The organism is Actinokineospora baliensis, from assembly GCF_016907695.1.
GTDB lineage: Bacteria > Actinomycetota > Actinomycetes > Mycobacteriales > Pseudonocardiaceae > Actinokineospora > Actinokineospora baliensis.
In genome coordinates this window covers 483,177-498,995 of record NZ_JAFBCK010000001.1, presented here as the reverse complement: position 1 = coordinate 498,995, position 15,819 = coordinate 483,177, and the positions used below count along the sequence as shown (strand labels likewise).

The window sequence follows — 15,819 nt, the reverse complement described above, 5'->3', positions numbered from 1 at the left end:
GACACCCGCCGACTCGGTGCGCTCACCGTCGGCGCCCAGGGCCTCGGCTGCATGGGCATGAGCGAGTTCTACGCGGGCCGCGACGACGCGGAGTCGGTCGCGACCATCCACGAGGCGCTCGAGCGCGGCGTGACGCTGCTCGACACCTCGGACATGTACGGCCCGCACACCAACGAGGAGCTGGTCGGCCGGGCCATCAAGGACCGCCGCGACCAGGTCGTACTGGCCACCAAGTTCGCCATCGTCCGCGACCCGGCGAACCCGCAGCAGCGCACCGTGCGCGGCGATGCCGCCTACGTGAAGCAGGCCTGCGAAGGGTCCCTGCGCAGGCTCGGCGTCGACCACATCGACCTGTACTACCAGCACCGCGTCGACCCGAACACCCCGATCGAGGAAACCGTCGGCGCGATGGCCGAACTGGTCGCCGAGGGCAAGGTCCGCCACCTGGGCCTGTCCGAAGCGGGCGCCTCGACCCTGCGCCGAGCGGCGGCGGTGCACCCGATCGCCGCGCTGCAGAGCGAGTGGTCGCTGTGGTCGCGCGACATCGAGGCCGAGATCGTGCCGACCGCCCGCGAACTCGGGATCGGCATCGTGCCGTACTCGCCACTGGGCCGGGGTTTCCTCACCGGCCGATACACCTCAGTGGCGGACTTCGGCGAAGGCGACTTCCGCGCGGCCATGCAGCCGCGCTTCCAGGAAGAGAACCTGCGCAAGAACCTGGCGATTGTGGAGGCGCTGCGCGCCCTGGCCGACGAACGCGGAGTCACCGCCGGACAGCTGGCCCTGGCCTGGGTCCACCACCGCGGCGCGGACGTCGCCCCGATCCCGGGGACCAAGCGGCGCACGTACCTGCGGGAGAACCTGGCGGCGCTGGAGATCGCTCTGTCCGAAGAGGACTTGAAGCGGATCGAGGACGCGGTGCCGGTGGATGCTGTCGCGGGGACCCGGTACCCGGAGGCGGGTATGCGGGCCATCGCCGGGGAGACCCGGGCCCAGTAGCGGCATGCCGGGTTATCCCGGTGAGGATGGCGACTTTCGCTGCGGTGGGGCACCACCGCAGCGAAAGCCGCTTGCGGACAGCCCAGCGATGCTTGAGGCGCGCTTCCCGAAGGCTTGAAGCGGGTCGACTGCGCCGTGCCGGTGGCCGCTGCCGCGGGAACCGGAGGCGGTCATGTGGGCCATTGCAGGAGAAGCGCGGGCCGAGTAGCGGTCTGCCGGGACTGCTCGGCGAGGAGGAGCCTCCTGCGGAGATCCCGGTGATGCTGGGGCAACGCACGTCCTGAAGAGGACTTGAAGCGGATCGAGGACGCGGTGCCGGTGGACGCGGTCGCAGGGACCCGGTACCCGGAGGCGGGCATGCGGGCCATCGCGGGGGAAACCCGGGCTCAGTAACGGGAGACGTGGGAGTTGGGTAGTCCACGGAGTTTGTAGGGCCCTACAAAGCACAAGAACGGGTTCCGCCGCGGTGGGGGCATCACCGCGGCGGAACGCCGTTCGTCTCCGTGGCCGCCGAAAGGAGGGGGACGGCGGCCACGGATGTTTTCCGATCAGAGGCCGCCGGGGGTGGGGCCGCAGATCGCCAGGATGAACCCGAGGGTGGTGCAACTGGTGGGGGCGGCCACGTCGTTGGTCGGGTTCGGGTCGGCGGGGACGCTCGCGGTGCGCTGGGCGGTGACCTTGAACGTGCCGATGGTGAACAGGGCCAGCGGGGCGGAGAACGTCTTCACCGTGGACGCGCCGACCGCGAGCGCGCCGACCTGGCAGGTCACGGTGCGACCGGAGACGGTGCAGCCGGGACCGGCGACCGGGACCAGCGGCGCGGGCAGGGTCGCGGAGACGGTGCCGGAGGTCAGTGCCTGCGGGCCGACGTTGCGGACCGTGATCGCGTACTGCAGGGCGGGCACCAGGATGCCGAACTTCGGCGACGCCTGCAGCGAGACCGCGAGGTCGCTGGCCGGGGGGACCGGCTTGGTGGTGCGGTTGAGCAGCACCGAGATGCCGTCGGCGTAGCGGTTGGTGGTGATCAGGTCGGCGCGGGCGTCGCTGTCGAGGTCGACGGCGTGCACCTCGGTGGGCGTGGTGCCGGTGCCCAGGCTCGCGGCCTGCTCGAACGTGCCGTTGCCGTTGTTGAGGACGGTGACGCTGTCCGCGCCGGAGAGCGAGACCGCCAGGTCGGGGTCGCCGTCGAGGTCGAGGTCGGCCACCGCGACGCCGAACGGGTTCGGGCCGATGGCCTTGGCGGTGGGCAGGCCGAAGGTGCCGTCGCCGTTGCCGAGCAGGACCGAGACGGTGCCCTGGCCGTAGTCGGCGGTCGCCAGGTCGAGCTTGCCGTCGCGGTTGAAGTCACCCGCGGCGACGTCGATCGGGTTGACGCTGGCCACGAACGGCAGCGGCAGGCCGAAGGTGCCGTCGCCGTTGCCCTTGAACACGGTGACGGTGCCGGTGAAGAACCCGCCGATCGCGATGTCGGTCTTGGCGTCACCGTTGAAGTCGGCGAGCACGACGCCGCGCGAGTAGCCGCCCGCGAGCAGGTCGGTGCCCGCGCCCAGGGTGCCGTCGCCGTTGCCCAAGAGGACGGTGATGCCCTCGGGGCGGCTGATGACGACGTCGACCTTCTTGTCGCCGTTGAGGTCGCCAGCGGCGATGCCCTCGGCGCCCGCGCTCACCGGGAACGCCCGGCGCGCCTGGAAGGTGCCGTCGCCGTTGCCCAGCAGCAGGGACACGGACCCGGCGGTGGTGACCGCGACGTCGGCCTTGCCGTCGCCGTTGAAGTCGGCGGTGGCCAGGGCGGTCGGCTCGTCACCGGGGTAGACGGTGGTGCGCGGGCCGAGCGCGCCAGCGCCGGTGCCCAGCAGCACGGTCAGCTGCCACTCGTAGCGGTCAGCGGTGATCACATCGGGCTTCCCGTCCCCGTTGAGGTCGGCGTCGATGACCGCCTCGGGGTGGTTGCCGGTCGAGTAGTCCACTCGCGGGGCGAAAGTGATCGGGTTCGCCGCGGCGGCGGGCACCGCGGCCAGGGTCAACGTCGTCGCCACCACGGCGAGGACTCCGAGCGCCCGGGTACGAGCGGTCATGGGTAGGTACCTCCTCAACCGGCCACTCCTCCACGAGCCGCCGTATGACCGCCGCATCGCTGACGATCGGGCCGCCGTTTCGCGTTTTCCCGGTTACCTCGCTGCGTGTTCCGTCCGGTTCGGACAGTTACTGGTCCGAACCAGTCCACCCGCTGAGCGGCACCGGCCACAGTGGTCCCAGCTCCCAGGCCAATTCCCGGTCCTTCTTGACCGGTTCACCATGAACGACCGCGGTGGACGGTGTGGTGATGGAGTCCACAGCCCGTGACGGCGACGAGCGGGCGCGGCGGATCAGGCTCCGAGCAGCGCGGCGATCTCCTCGGCCACCGCGTCCAGTCGCCGGGTGGCCACGGTGCGTGCGGCGGCGAGGTCTTCGCGCGTGGTCGCCGGGGCGGAGGTTTCCAGGTATGCCTTGATCTTCGGCTCCGTCCCGGACGGGCGGACCAGGACGCGGACGCCGTCGCCGGTGTAGCGCAGGACGTCGGCCTCGGGGCGTAGATCTTCGGCGGTGACCGGGATTCCCGCGAAGGATGTGGGCGGGTTCGCCCGCAAAGCCGCCATGAGGGCTGGGATCCGGGCCAGGTCGGCGACGCGGAGGGAGACCTGGCGGGTCGTGTACACGCCGTGGGTCAGGGCGAGGTCGTCCAGGGCGTCGAGCAGGGTTCGGCCGGAGGCGCGCATGGTCGCCGCCAGGTCGCACAGGAGCACGGCCGCCGAGATGCCGTCCTTGTCGCGGACGTGCGTCGGGTCGACGCTGTGGCCCAGAGCCTCTTCGTAGGCGTAGACCAAACCTTCGCCCGCGCGCATCAGCCACTTGAAGCCGGTGAGCGTGGCCGCGTAGCGGGCGCCGTGCGCGGCGGCGATGGACTTGAGCAGCGACGACGAGACGATCGTGTTGGCGACCAACGGGTTCGGCGTCGAGCACGTGGACAGGATGTGCTCGCCCAGCAGCGCGCCCGTCTCGTCGCCGGTCAGCATCCGCCATGAGCCGTCACGCACCCCCACCGCGCACCTGTCGGCGTCCGGGTCCAGCGCGATCGCGATGTCGGCGTCCACTTCGGACGCGCGGGTCAGCAGCAGGTCCGTCGCCCCCGGTTCTTCCGGGTTCGGGAAGCTGACGGTGGGGAAGTCGGGGTCCGGTAGCGACTGCTCCGACACCAGGGCCACCTCGGTGAACCCCGCCCCGCGCAGCGCCAGGGCCAGCGGTCCCGCGCCGACCCCGTGCAACGCCGTGGCGGCGATCTGGAGCGTGCGCGCGGTGCCCCTCGGCAGGGTGGCCACGCTGTCCAAATAGGACGGAAGTACGTCGGCTTCGGTCCAGGAAGCGGAAACGGGCACCGACACGGCGGGACCGACTGCGGCGATCGCCGCCTCGATCTCCCGGTCCGCGGGCGGGATGATCTGCGCGCCGCCGTCGACGTAGAGCTTGTAGCCGTTGTCAGCAGGAGGGTTGTGGGACGCCGTGATCTGCACCCCGGCGACCGCCCCCAGCGACCGCGTCGCGAAAGCCAGCACCGGCGTGGGCAGCGCGTGCGGCAACACCCGCACGTCGAACCCGGCCGCGGCCAGCACCCCGGCGGCATCCGAGCAGAACGCCTCTGAGCCGTGCCGCGCGTCCCGACCCACCACGACGACCCCGCCCGCGTGACCGGCGGCCACCAACCACGCGGCCAGCCCAGCCGTCGTCCGCACCACCACGGCGCGGTTCATCCCGTTGGGGCCCGCCCGAACCGGCCCGCGCAGACCGGCAGTGCCGAACGTCAGCGGCCCGGACATCCGGTCCACCAGCTCGTCGACGGCCTCCGGCACTCCGCCCATCGCCCGTGCCACGAGCTGCTGCAGCTCCGCGCGCGCGGCCGGGTCGACGTCGTCGGCGATCCAGCGGAACGCGCGGTCGCGCAGGTCCGGGGTCAGCCGGGTCACGAGCGCACGACCAGCTCGCGCAGCAGCCCGCCCATCCCCTCCGCGGCCTTGCGACCCGCCTCCAGCACCTCGATGTGGTCCAGCGGCTCCCCGGTGATCCCGGCGGCCAGGTTCGTCACCAGCGACAGGCCGAACACCTCGACACCGGCAGCGCGGGCCGCGATCGCCTCCAGCACCGTGGACATCCCGACCAGGCCCGCGCCGAGCACCCGCAGCATGTGGATCTCCGCGGGCGTCTCGAAGTGCGGGCCGGGCAGCCCGGCGTAGACGGCTTCGCGCAGCGTCGGGTCGATCTCCTTGGCGACCGCGCGCAGCCGGGGGGAGTACAGGTCGGTGAGGTCGACGAACTCGGCGCCGACCAGGGGGGAGCGGGCGGTGAGGTTCAGGTGGTCGCTGATCACCACCGGCTGTCCGACCTGGACACCCTCCATCAGGCACCCCGCCGCGTTGGTCAGCACGACCGCCCTGACCCCGGCCGCCGCCGCGGTCCGCACCCCGTGCACTGCCCTGGCGACGCCGTGGCCCTCGTAGAGGTGGGTGCGGCCAAGCAGCACCAGCACCCGCTTGTCGCCGACCACGATGGACCGGATGGTGCCGCCGTGGCCCTGCACCGTCGGGGCGAGGAACCCGGGCAGCTCCGCCATCGGCACCTCGGCCTCCGGCGCCCCGAGCTGGTCGACCGCGGGCCGCCAGCCGGAGCCGAGCACCAGGGCGATGTCGTGCGTGGCCGCCCCGGTGCGCTCGGCAAGCGCTTTCGCGGCCTCGTCGGCGAAGCGGCGCGGGTCAGTGTCGAAGTCGCTCACGCACCGGAGCCTACGCGGACCCGACCGTCACGTGCTGGGAATCCCAGGCGCACCAGCAGGTACAGCGGCAGCCCCACCGGCGAGAGCAGGATGGTGAAGACCAGGACCGGCCCCATCAGCAGCGGGTGCACACCGCGCGCCCGGCTGTCGAGGTACATCCAGCGGCCGACCAGCAGGTCCCACGCCAGCACCTGGGCCCAGACCGCGGCGACGGCGTTGTCGTCGCGCAGGAAGTCCAGCCAGTACTGCAGGCTCGGCGTGGTGACCCCGGTCCACATGTCCCCGATCACCGGCACCGCGGCCACCGCCCACACCACCAGCGCGGGCAGCGCGATCCACGGCGACTCGACGATCTTGCGGGTCCACGACCAGGTCGGCAGGAACACCATCAGCGCCCAGAACGGCACGACGGCGTAGAACGCGAAGTCGAAGACGGTGCTCACGCGCTGATCCTCTCCTCGGTCGGTGCCTGGGTCGGTGCCTTGTCGCGCGCGGACAGCAGGCCGAGCGCCACGCCGGCGGCGATCACGCCGACCGCCGTCCCGGTGATCCAGTCCGGGGCGAACAGCGGCTGCCCGCGCAGCGCCTGCCAGGTGGTCAGCACGACGACGGCCAGGTAGCCCAGGCTGGCCGTCCAGATGATCCTGGTCGAGGTGCGCTCGGCGCGACCCCGGATGGCCAGCGCCAGCAGCGGCAGCAGCTGCAGGCCGTGCATGCCGATGAAGTGCGCCACCCGCAGGTCGCCGCCGGTGGTGCTCCAGCCGGTCAGCGGCATGCCGGGCCCGCCGTCGACCACGCCGACGCTGTGCGCGCCGACGACGCCGTCCACGCCGCTGGACGCGGTGGTCATCAGGATGCCGACGGCCATGCCCACCAGCGCGATCCCCATGCCGAACCGGATCGCCAGCAGCTCCGGCCCCGGCGCGAGGCGGCGGGCGGCGATGTAGACGCTGAGCACCAGGGTGCCGATGAACAGGACGGCGACGGTGGCGCCCATGATGTTGAACAGCATCGAGTCCAACGGGGTGCCGACGTTGAAGTGGCTGCGCCTGCCGCGCACCACCTGGCCGATGATGATCACCATCTCGACCAGCGACCCGGCGATGACCACCAGCGCCGTGCCGCGCAGGAACCGGGGCCTGCGCTCGGGCAGCGACAGCAGCCACGCCCAGGACAGCCCGAAGGCCACGAACGACAGGCTGAACTTCAGCGGCTTCATCCAGATCGGCGCGCCGAGCAGCTCCCGGTCGTCCACGAGCAGCCCGATCACCGAGGCGAGGGCCGTGAGCGCCATCAGGCCGCTGAAGGCCACTAAGGGTCTGTACCAGGTCCGCATGTCTCGCCCCTCGGGTTATGGATAGTGGTGCTGTCTGCTTTCGATAAGTACACTATCCATCTGGCGTTGTCGAGGGCAGGAGCGCTGTGCGGATCGGTGAGCTGAGCAAACGGACCGGGGTCGCCGTGCCGACCATCAAGTACTACCTGCGCGAGGGCATGGTTCCCCCCGGCGAGCGCACCAGCCCCAACCAGGCGCGCTACGACGAGGGCCACGTCCACCGGCTCCGGCTGGTCCGCGCCCTGATCGAGGTCGGCAGGCTCCCCGTGGCCAAGGTCCGCGAGGTCCTCGGCGCCGTCGACACCCCGGCGGGCAACGTCGACAAACTGCTCGGCACCGTGCAGAAGGCCGTGCTGCCCGCGATGCCCGAGAACGCCGAACCGGAGATCCAGACCGCCGCGGAGCAAGAGGTCACCGCCATGACCACCGCCCTCGGCTGGTGCACCCCCGACGACCACCCAGCCACCAGCGCCCTCGCGGCGACCCTGGTGACCGCGCAAGCCTTGGGCCACACCGGCTTCCTCGACCTGGTCCGCCGCTACGCCCTCATAGCCGAACAAATCGGCGTCGCCGACCTCGACTACATCGCCGACCACCCCGGCATCGACGGCATGCTGGAGAAAGTCGTAGTAGGCACAGTGCTGGGCGACACCGCCCTCCTAGCCCTACGCCGCCTGGCCCAAGCCGCCGAATCCACCAAGCGCTACCCCGACGAGACGGGGGGCTAGCCGCGGCCCAGGGGCCCGGGTTTCTCGGGCGAAGTGGAGGCCTGCGGTTACCTGGCGCCACTGGCACGACTGGTGCGCGCTTGTCGCCATCCGGCCGCCGCCGCGCAAGGCCCCGAACCCGGCGATCCAGCCGCGGCCTAGGACGCGGAGTTCTGGGGTTGCCCAGGCGACGGTAGTCGGCTGCGGATCTCTGGCGCCACTCCGGCGAGGGGCGGCCAGCCGCCGATCCAAGTTGCCCAGGGCCGCCGCCGATGAGGATCGGTCGTCTGGCGGGAGGCCGCCGATTCAAGGGACTTGGTGCCGCCGTGCTGAGGCCCCATCGGGGCGGCGCTTCCTCGATGCCCGGTGGCGGGCTGGCTGGCGTCGAGAGCGCGGACGTCCGGGTTGCCCAAGCGATGGTGGTGGGCTTCAGATACCTGGCGGCACTCTGGTAAGGATCGGCCGTCGTGCGGGAGGTTGCTGATCCGAGTGGCCAGGTGCCGCTGGGGCAGCGTTCCCCGACGGCCTGGTAGCGGGCGGGACCCGACGCAGGGCGGGGAGTTCAGGCCGCTCAGGCGAGTGCCGCGTGTTGGCGGGGCGCCGCTGAGCGGGCGGCGCCGTGGTTCGACTGGTGCGCTTCTGCCGCCATCCGGTCGCCGTCGCCGCGGCACGGCCCCGAACCGGGCGATCCAGCGGCGGGCTAGCCGCGGCCCAGGACGCGGAATTCTGGGGTTATCCGGGCGAAGAGGCCGCGGCGGCCGGTGTCCTCCTGGTCGATGGGGACGGTGACGCTGACTACCCAGAGGTCTTTGTCGGTGGGGAGGATGTTGGCGATGGTGGTCCGGTTGACGTCGCTGCCGGTGGCGCCCGCGGCTACCGCGTCGACAGTCCGGTAGGTGAGTTGGGAGCCGCCGCCGTCGAGGGCGGTGTTGTTGACGATCCGGAAGCCGGGGGTGCGGCTGGACATGACGCGGAGGTACTGCTCGACCTCGTGCTTGGGGTAGAAGTTCGGGAACCGCTCCACCACGATCTCCGAGGTGCCGTCCGGTGACACCCAGTGCACCCGGGTGCTGTTGGGCAGTGTCCGCGCGGTCCGCTGCTCGACGAACTTCACCCAGTCGCCCGGCACCGGCACGCTGAAGCTGCCGCCCTGTTCGCCCGCGAGGGTGGCCGCGTCGGCGGTCCGGACGACGAGTTCGCGCAGGGGGGCGGCGGCTTGTTGTGAGGCGACCGGGGCGCTCACCGGCAGGACCGGTTGACCGGCGACCGCTCGGGTCAGCGCGAAACCGCCGACCGCCGCGGTGGCGAACAGCGCCACCGACACCGCTCCCAGCAGCACCGCCACCGCCGGGCTCCGCCGGGCACCGCCGCGCTGGAACGGCAGCGGGCCCGGGGTGGACGCCAGCGGTATGCCGGTCTCGGTGGGCCCGTCCAGCGGGGCGACCGGCCTGGTCACCACCGTCGGCGCTTCCTCGGGGGCGGGCGGGTCCAGCCGCAGGCTCTCGTAGACCGGGCTGCCCGGCGCGGGCATCAGCGGGTACAGGCGCTCGCGGACCTCGCGCAGCGACATCCGCGCGTCGGGGTCCTTGACCATCAGGCCCATGATCACCTCGCGCAGCGGACCGTCGTGCTCCGGCCTGGGCACGTCGCCGTTGACGACCTGGCCGACGATCTCCATCGCGGGGGCGTCGGCGTCGTAGGGGGCGTGGCCCTCGACGGTGGCGAACAGGGTCGCGCCGAGGCCCCACAGGTCGGCGTTGGGGGTGACCGCGCCGCCGGAGGCGATCTCCGGGGCGATGTAGCAGGGCGAGCCGAGCATGATCCCGGTGCTGGTCAGCGTCCGCTCGGACAGGTTGCGGGCGATGCCGAAGTCGGTCAGCTTCACCTGGCCGTCCGGGCTGACCAGCACGTTGCCCGGTTTGACGTCACGGTGCACCACGCCTGCGGTGTGCGCGGCCGAGAGCGCGGCGGCCACCGCGTGCCCGACGATGGCCGCCTGCTCCACCGACAGCGGCCCGTTGGCCGTCACCAGTTCCGCGAGGCTGGCGGCGACCAGGAACTCCATCACCACGAACGGCTCGTCGTCCTCGAGCGCCACGTCGTGCAGGGTGATCACGTTGGGGTGCGAGACCACCGCGATGGCCCGCGCCTCGCGCAGGGTCCGCTCGCGCAGCTCCTCGATCTCCTCGACCGGGGTGTCGTCGGCGGGCAGCCGCACCTGCTTGACCGCGACCGGCCGGCGCAGCAGTTCGTCGTGGGCCTCCCAGACGGTGCCCATCGACCCCTGGCCCAGCAGCTTGCGCAGTCGGTAACGCCCTGCGACCAGGCGCTGCGGCGGTTCGGGGGCGGGCACGGGCGACATTGTCACCCACCCGGCCGTGCGCCACGGGTGAAAGTCGAACGTAGCTCGTTCTTACCCGCCGGTAACCGCGATCAGGCTCACATACCGGCCACCTGGTGCCGACAGCCGGTTTCCGTAGCATCACTGGGCATGACGGCCTCCGACTTGGTCCTGGCTGGTGAGTTCCCCGCCGCGGACCACGCGCGCTGGCAGGGCCTGGTCGACCGGGTCCTGCGGCGCACCAACGCCGTACCCGACGGCCACGACCGGCCGGTCGAAGACCTGCTGGCGTCGCGCACCTACGACGGCATCACCGTCAAGCCGCTCTACACCGCCGATGACCAGGCCCCGGTGGTCGGTCACCCGGGTTTGCCGCCGTTCACCCGGGGCGCGCGCCCGGACGGCAACAGCGCCGCGGGCTGGGACGTGCGGCAGCGGCACGCCGACCCGGCGACCGACGCGCGGACCGTGCTGGCCGACCTGGAGAACGGCGTCACCTCGCTGTGGCTGGTCGTCGGCGACGCGGGCATCCCGCTGGGCCGATTGGGTGACGTGCTGCAGGACGTCTACCTCGACCTCGCCCCGGTGACCCTGGACGCGGGCGCCGACTACGACGCCGCGGGCCAGGAGTTGCTCACCCTCTTCGCCGACCGGGGCATCCTGCACTCCGACGTCGTCGGCAACCTCGGCGCCGACCCGCTCGGCCACCAGGCCCGCACCGGCGAACCGGCCGACCTGAGCGCCCTCGCCGCGCACGTCGCCGAGACCAAGCACTACGGGAACCTGCGCTCGGTCATGGTCGACGGCTTGCCCTACCACCAGGCGGGCGGGTCCGACGCCCAGGAACTCGGCGCCGCCCTGGCCGCGGCCGTGGCCTACCTGCGCGCGATCACCACCGTGAACGTCGACGTCGACACCGCGGTCGCCAAGCTCGAGTTCCGCTTCGCCGCGACCGCCGACCAGTTCCTCACCATCGCCAAGTTCCGCGCCGCGCGCCGGTTGTGGTCGCGGGTGGTCGAGGTCATCGGCGCGAAGCCGGTGGGGCAGCGGCAGCACGCGGTCACCTCGCCCGCGATGCTCACCGCCCGCGACCCGTGGGTGAACATGCTGCGCAGCACCCTCGCCGCGTTCGGCGCGGGCGTCGGCGGCGCGGACGCGGTCACCGTGCTCCCGTTCGACTCGGCCATCGGCCTGCCGGACGCCTTCGCCCGCCGCATCGCCCGCAACACGCAGTCGGTGCTGCTGGAGGAATCCCGGCTCGCGGGTGTGATCGACCCGGCGGGCGGTTCCTGGTACGTCGAGAGCCTGACCGACGAGCTCGCCAAGGCGGCCTGGGCCTGGTTCACCGAGATCGAGCGCGCCGGTGGTCTGCCGAGCGCGTTGACCAGCGGCCTTGTCGCCGACCAGCTCGCCGCCACCTGGGCCGAGCGCGAGCGCAACCTGGCCACCAGGGCCGACGCGATCACCGGGGTCAGCGAGTTCCCGAACCTGGCCGAGCGCGCCCCCGTCCGCACCCCGGCCCCGCCCGCCCCGACCGGCGGCCTGCCGGTGCACCGCTACGCCGAGGCGTACGAAGAGCTCCGCGACCGTTCCGATAGGACACTGGAGGCGACGGGCGCCAGGCCGAAGGTCTTCCTCGCCACCCTCGGGCCGGTCGCCGCGCACACCGCCCGCGCCACCTTCGCCGCCAACCTGTTTCAGGCGGGCGGCATCGAGACCCCGGACGGCGGCGTGATCGCCGACGCCGAGACCGCGGCCGCGCGCTTCACCGCCAGCGGGGCCACCGTTGCGGTGATCTGCGGGTCCGAGAAGTCCTACGCCGAACTCGCCGCGCCGGTCGCCGAGGCGCTCAAAGCCGCTGGTGCCGTGCGGGTCTTGTTGGCGGGCAAGGAGTCAGAAGAACACCGCCAGTCCGGAGTGGACGGATTCGTGTTCACCGGCTGCGACGCGCTCACCGTGCTGCGCGAGACCGCGCTGACCCTGGGAGTCCCGGCATGAGCATCCCCGACTTCGGCGCCGTCGAGCTCGGCGACCCCACCCCGACCACCGGCGACGACTGGCGCGCCGCCCTGCGCGAGCACACCGGCAAGGACGCCGACGCGCTGACCTGGGAGACGCCGGAGGGCATCGCGGTGAAGCCGGTGTACACCGGCGAGGACACCGCGGGCCTGGACTTCCTGCGCACCTACCCGGGAATCCCGCCGTACCTGCGCGGCCCCTACCCGACGATGTACGTCAACCAGCCGTGGACCATCCGCCAGTACGCCGGGTTCTCCACCGCCGAGGAGTCGAACGCCTTCTACCGCCGCAACCTCGCCGCAGGCCAGAAGGGCCTCTCGGTCGCCTTCGACCTGGCCACCCACCGCGGCTACGACTCCGACCACCCCCGGGTCGCCGGTGACGTCGGCATGGCGGGCGTGGCCATCGACTCCATCTACGACATGCGCCAGCTCTTCGACGGCATCCCGCTGGACAAGATGAGCGTGTCGATGACCATGAACGGCGCCGTCCTGCCGGTACTGGCGCTCTACGTGGTCGCCGCGGAGGAGCAGGGGGTCGCGCCGCAGCAGCTCGCCGGGACCATCCAGAACGACATCCTCAAGGAGTTCATGGTCCGCAACACCTACATCTACCCGCCCGGCCCGTCCATGCGGATCATCTCCGACATCTTCGCGTTCACCTCGCGGAACATGCCGAAGTACAACTCGATCTCCATCTCCGGCTACCACATGCAGGAGGCCGGGGCGACCGCCGACCTGGAGCTCGCCTACACCCTCGCCGACGGCGTCGAGTACATCCGCGCGGGCCGCGACGCCGGGCTGCCGGTCGACACCTTCGCGCCGAGGCTGTCGTTCTTCTGGGCGATCGGGATGAACTTCTTCATGGAGGTCGCCAAGCTTCGGGCGGCCCGGCTGCTGTGGGCACGGCTGGTCAAGGGCTTCGACCCGGCCGACGACAAGTCGCTGAGCCTGCGCACGCACTGCCAGACCTCCGGCTGGTCGCTGACCGCGCAGGACGTCTACAACAACGTCGCCCGCACCTGCGTGGAGGCCATGGCCGCCACCCAGGGGCACACCCAGTCGTTGCACACCAACGCCCTCGACGAGGCCCTCGCGCTGCCGACCGACTTCTCCGCGCGCATCGCCCGCAACACGCAACTGCTGCTGCAGCAGGAGTCCGGCACCACCAGGGTGATCGACCCGTGGGGCGGCTCCGCGTTCGTCGAGCGGCTCACCTACGAGCTCGCCGCCAAGGCGTGGGGGCACATCAGCGAGGTCGAGGCCGCGGGCGGCATGGCCAAGGCGATCGACGCGGGCATCCCGAAGCTGCGGATCGAGGAGGCGGCCGCCCGCACCCAGGCGCGCATCGACTCCGGCCGCCAGCCGGTGATCGGCGTCAACAAGTACCGGCTCACCGACGACGAGCAGATCGACGTGCTCAAGGTCGACAACGCAGGGGTGCGCGGGCAGCAGCTGGAGAAGCTGCGGCGGCTGCGCGAAGAACGCGACAACGACACCGTCACCGCCAAGCTCGACGCGCTCACCCGTGCCGCGACCGGCGAGGGCAACCTGCTCGAACTGGCCATCGACGCCGCGCGCGCCAAGGCGACCGTCGGCGAGATCTCCGAGGCCCTCGGCAAGGTCTGGGGCAGGCATTCCGCCCAGATCCGTACGATCTCCGGCGTGTACCGCGACGAGGTCGGCAAGTCCGGCGACGGCGACACCGTCGAGCGGACCCGCGCCGTGGTCGAGGCCTTCGCCGACGCCGAGGGGCGGCGGCCGCGCATCCTGGTCGCCAAGATGGGCCAGGACGGGCACGACCGCGGCCAGAAGGTCATCGCGACCGCGTTCGCCGACCTCGGCTTCGACGTCGACGTGGGCCCGCTGTTCTCCACCCCCGGCGAGGTCGCCCGCCAGGCCGTCGAGGCCGACGTGCACATCGTCGGGGTCAACTCGCTCGCGGCGGGCCACCTCACCCTGGTGCCCGCGCTGCGCGGCGAGCTGGCCGAGCTCGGCCGCGACGACATCATGATCGTCGTCGGCGGGGTCATCCCGCCGCAGGACTTCGACGACCTGCGCGCCGCCGGTGCCGCCGCGATCTTCCCGCCCGGCACCGTCATCGCCACCGCGGCGGCCCAGCTGCTGCGGACCCTGGCCGAGCGGCACGGGCACGAGCTTGGCTGACCCGCTCGACCTCGACACCTACACCGACGGCGTCCGCGCGGGCGACCGCGCGGTCCTGTCGCGGGCGATCACCCTGGTCGAGTCCCGCCGCGCCGACCACCGCGCCCTCGCGCAGCGGTTGCTGGTCCGGCTGCTGCCGCACGCGGGCGGCGCGCACCGGGTCGGGATCACCGGCGTGCCCGGCGTCGGCAAGTCGACGTTCATCGACGCGCTGGGCACGAACCTCACCGCCGCGGGCCGCACGGTCGCCGTCCTGGCCGTCGACCCGTCCTCCACCCGCACCGGCGGCAGCATCCTCGGCGACAAGACCCGCATGTCGCGGCTCGCGGTCGACCCGGCCGCGTTCATCCGCCCGTCGCCGACCTCGGGCACCCTCGGCGGCGTCGCCAGGGCCACCCGGGAGACGATCGTGTTGATGGAGGCCGCCGGGTACGACACGGTCCTGGTGGAGACCGTCGGCGTCGGGCAGTCCGAGACCGCCGTGGCCAACATGGTCGACTGCTTCCTGTTCCTCACCCTCGCCAGGACCGGCGACCAGCTGCAGGGGATCAAGAAGGGCGTGCTGGAGCTCGCCGACGTCATCGCGGTCAACAAGGCCGACGGCGACCACGCGGCCGAGGCGGGCAAGGCGGCCAGGGAGCTGGCGAGCGCCCTGCGGCTGCTGCGCAACCCGGCCGCCACCTGGACCCCGCCGGTGCTGACCTGCAGCGGCCAGGAGGGCCTGGGCCTCGACGAGCTGTGGGCGCGGGTCGAGGAGCACCACCTGGCGCTGTCGGCCACCGGCGAGCTCGCCGAGAAGCGCAGGCAGCAGCAGGTCGACTGGACCTGGGCGATGGTCCGCGACACCCTGCTCGCCCGGCTGCACGACCACCCGGCCGTCCGCGCGCTGACCCCCGGGCTCGAGGGTGAGGTGCGCGCCGGTCGGCTGACCGCGACGCTGGCCGCCGAGAAGATCCTTTCGGCCTTCGCGGACAGTGACCGGGCCGACTAACCTGGTGACCGATTCGCTCCCCGACCTGGAGGGCCGGCCCTTGTCCGTCCGCGTGTCCCGGCTGCTGTCCGCGGTGCTCCTCGGCGTCCTGCTCGCACTGGGCACCGCCGTGGGTACCGCCTCGGCCGCCCCCGTCCCCGGCTCAGCCGTGCTCGCCCAACAAACCACCGCACCCGGGGTCGAGATCCCCCCGGCGCAGACCGAGGCCGACGCCGACAAGGCGAAGAACAAGCTGGTCGTCGGGGTGGTCGCGGTCGTGCTGCTCGGCCTGGTGATCTACGGCAACCGGGTGCGGTCCAAGCGCAAGAAGGGCTGAGCACCGGCGTTCACCCCGGTACGAACACCGGTCGTCTTGATCAACAACCAGCCGGGGCGAAGGTCGGCTGACCGTTGGTCGCAGCCGCGCTACCGCGGGCCGTACAGCGCCCGGAACGGCGCTGGGTGACGCCTGCCATAGGGC

General features: G+C 72.1%; 12 protein-coding genes. 6 read left to right on the top strand and 6 right to left on the bottom strand.

What is annotated here, in order from left to right:
* Positions 1-51: 51 nt before the first annotated feature.
* Complete coding sequence (locus tag JOD54_RS01885; protein ID WP_204456013.1) at positions 52-999, top strand: aldo/keto reductase; 948 nt, start codon at positions 52-54, stop codon at positions 997-999.
* Between the two features lie 548 nt (positions 1,000-1,547).
* Here JOD54_RS01885 and JOD54_RS01880 read toward each other — a convergent pair.
* From JOD54_RS01880 to JOD54_RS01860, 5 genes are all read right to left on the bottom strand, one after another.
* Positions 1,548-3,074, bottom strand: coding sequence for an FG-GAP-like repeat-containing protein (locus JOD54_RS01880; protein WP_204448890.1), 1,527 nt, complete (start codon positions 3,072-3,074; stop codon positions 1,548-1,550).
* Positions 3,075-3,365: 291 nt separating this feature from the next.
* The gene (locus tag JOD54_RS01875) at positions 3,366-4,997 is read right to left on the bottom strand and encodes a phospho-sugar mutase (protein WP_204448889.1); all 1,632 of its coding nucleotides are present in this window, start codon (positions 4,995-4,997) and stop codon (positions 3,366-3,368) included.
* A complete protein-coding gene (locus JOD54_RS01870) occupies positions 4,994-5,800 on the bottom strand; it encodes a purine-nucleoside phosphorylase (RefSeq protein WP_204448888.1) in 807 nt (268 codons plus the stop codon). The genes JOD54_RS01875 and JOD54_RS01870 overlap by 4 nt, the downstream gene beginning before the upstream one ends.
* Complete coding sequence (locus JOD54_RS01865; protein WP_204448887.1) at positions 5,797-6,243, bottom strand: ABA4-like family protein; 447 nt, start codon at positions 6,241-6,243, stop codon at positions 5,797-5,799. Before JOD54_RS01865 ends, JOD54_RS01870 begins: the two co-directional genes overlap by 4 nt.
* Positions 6,240-7,136: a hypothetical protein gene (locus JOD54_RS01860; protein ID WP_204448886.1), complete on the bottom strand. Its 897-nt coding sequence runs from the start codon at positions 7,134-7,136 to the stop codon at positions 6,240-6,242. The genes JOD54_RS01865 and JOD54_RS01860 overlap by 4 nt, the downstream gene beginning before the upstream one ends.
* An 86-nt stretch (positions 7,137-7,222) precedes the next feature.
* On the opposite strand from JOD54_RS01860, the gene JOD54_RS01855 reads away from it, so the two are divergent.
* Positions 7,223-7,864, top strand: coding sequence for a MerR family transcriptional regulator (locus JOD54_RS01855; RefSeq protein WP_307859791.1), 642 nt, complete (start codon positions 7,223-7,225; stop codon positions 7,862-7,864).
* 679 nt (positions 7,865-8,543) lie between these two features.
* Here JOD54_RS01855 and JOD54_RS01850 read toward each other — a convergent pair.
* Positions 8,544-10,205 carry a serine/threonine-protein kinase gene (locus JOD54_RS01850; protein WP_204448885.1) on the bottom strand — a complete coding sequence of 554 codons (1,662 nt, stop codon included), beginning with the start codon at positions 10,203-10,205 and terminating at the stop codon, positions 8,544-8,546.
* A gap of 129 nt (positions 10,206-10,334) precedes the next feature.
* Between JOD54_RS01850 and JOD54_RS01845 the strand changes: the two genes are divergently transcribed.
* Genes JOD54_RS01845 through JOD54_RS01830 form a run of 4 tightly spaced genes read left to right on the top strand, consistent with a single transcriptional unit; the run spans position 10,335 to position 15,675 of the window.
* Positions 10,335-12,182: a methylmalonyl-CoA mutase family protein gene (locus tag JOD54_RS01845; protein ID WP_204448884.1), complete on the top strand. Its 1,848-nt coding sequence runs from the start codon at positions 10,335-10,337 to the stop codon at positions 12,180-12,182.
* Positions 12,179-14,368, top strand: coding sequence for a methylmalonyl-CoA mutase (scpA, locus tag JOD54_RS01840; RefSeq protein WP_204448883.1), 2,190 nt, complete (start codon positions 12,179-12,181; stop codon positions 14,366-14,368). Before JOD54_RS01845 ends, scpA begins: the two co-directional genes overlap by 4 nt.
* A complete protein-coding gene (meaB, locus tag JOD54_RS01835; protein WP_204448882.1) occupies positions 14,361-15,359 on the top strand; it encodes a methylmalonyl Co-A mutase-associated GTPase MeaB in 999 nt (332 codons plus the stop codon). Before scpA ends, meaB begins: the two co-directional genes overlap by 8 nt.
* 4 nt (positions 15,360-15,363) lie before the next feature.
* Complete coding sequence (locus JOD54_RS01830) at positions 15,364-15,675, top strand: hypothetical protein (RefSeq protein ID WP_307859789.1); 312 nt, start codon at positions 15,364-15,366, stop codon at positions 15,673-15,675.
* Positions 15,676-15,819 lie beyond the last annotated feature (144 nt).

Coding starts and splice junctions, on each gene's coding strand:
- JOD54_RS01885 (WP_204456013.1), top strand. CDS start 52: ATGGGCATGAGCGAGTTCTACGCGGGCCGCGACGACGCGGAGTCGGTC.
- JOD54_RS01880 (WP_204448890.1), bottom strand. CDS start 3,074: ATGACCGCTCGTACCCGGGCGCTCGGAGTCCTCGCCGTGGTGGCGACG.
- JOD54_RS01860 (WP_204448886.1), bottom strand. CDS start 7,136: ATGCGGACCTGGTACAGACCCTTAGTGGCCTTCAGCGGCCTGATGGCG.
- JOD54_RS01850 (WP_204448885.1), bottom strand. CDS start 10,205: ATGTCGCCCGTGCCCGCCCCCGAACCGCCGCAGCGCCTGGTCGCAGGG.
- JOD54_RS01845 (WP_204448884.1), top strand. CDS start 10,335: ATGACGGCCTCCGACTTGGTCCTGGCTGGTGAGTTCCCCGCCGCGGAC.
- scpA (WP_204448883.1), top strand. CDS start 12,179: ATGAGCATCCCCGACTTCGGCGCCGTCGAGCTCGGCGACCCCACCCCG.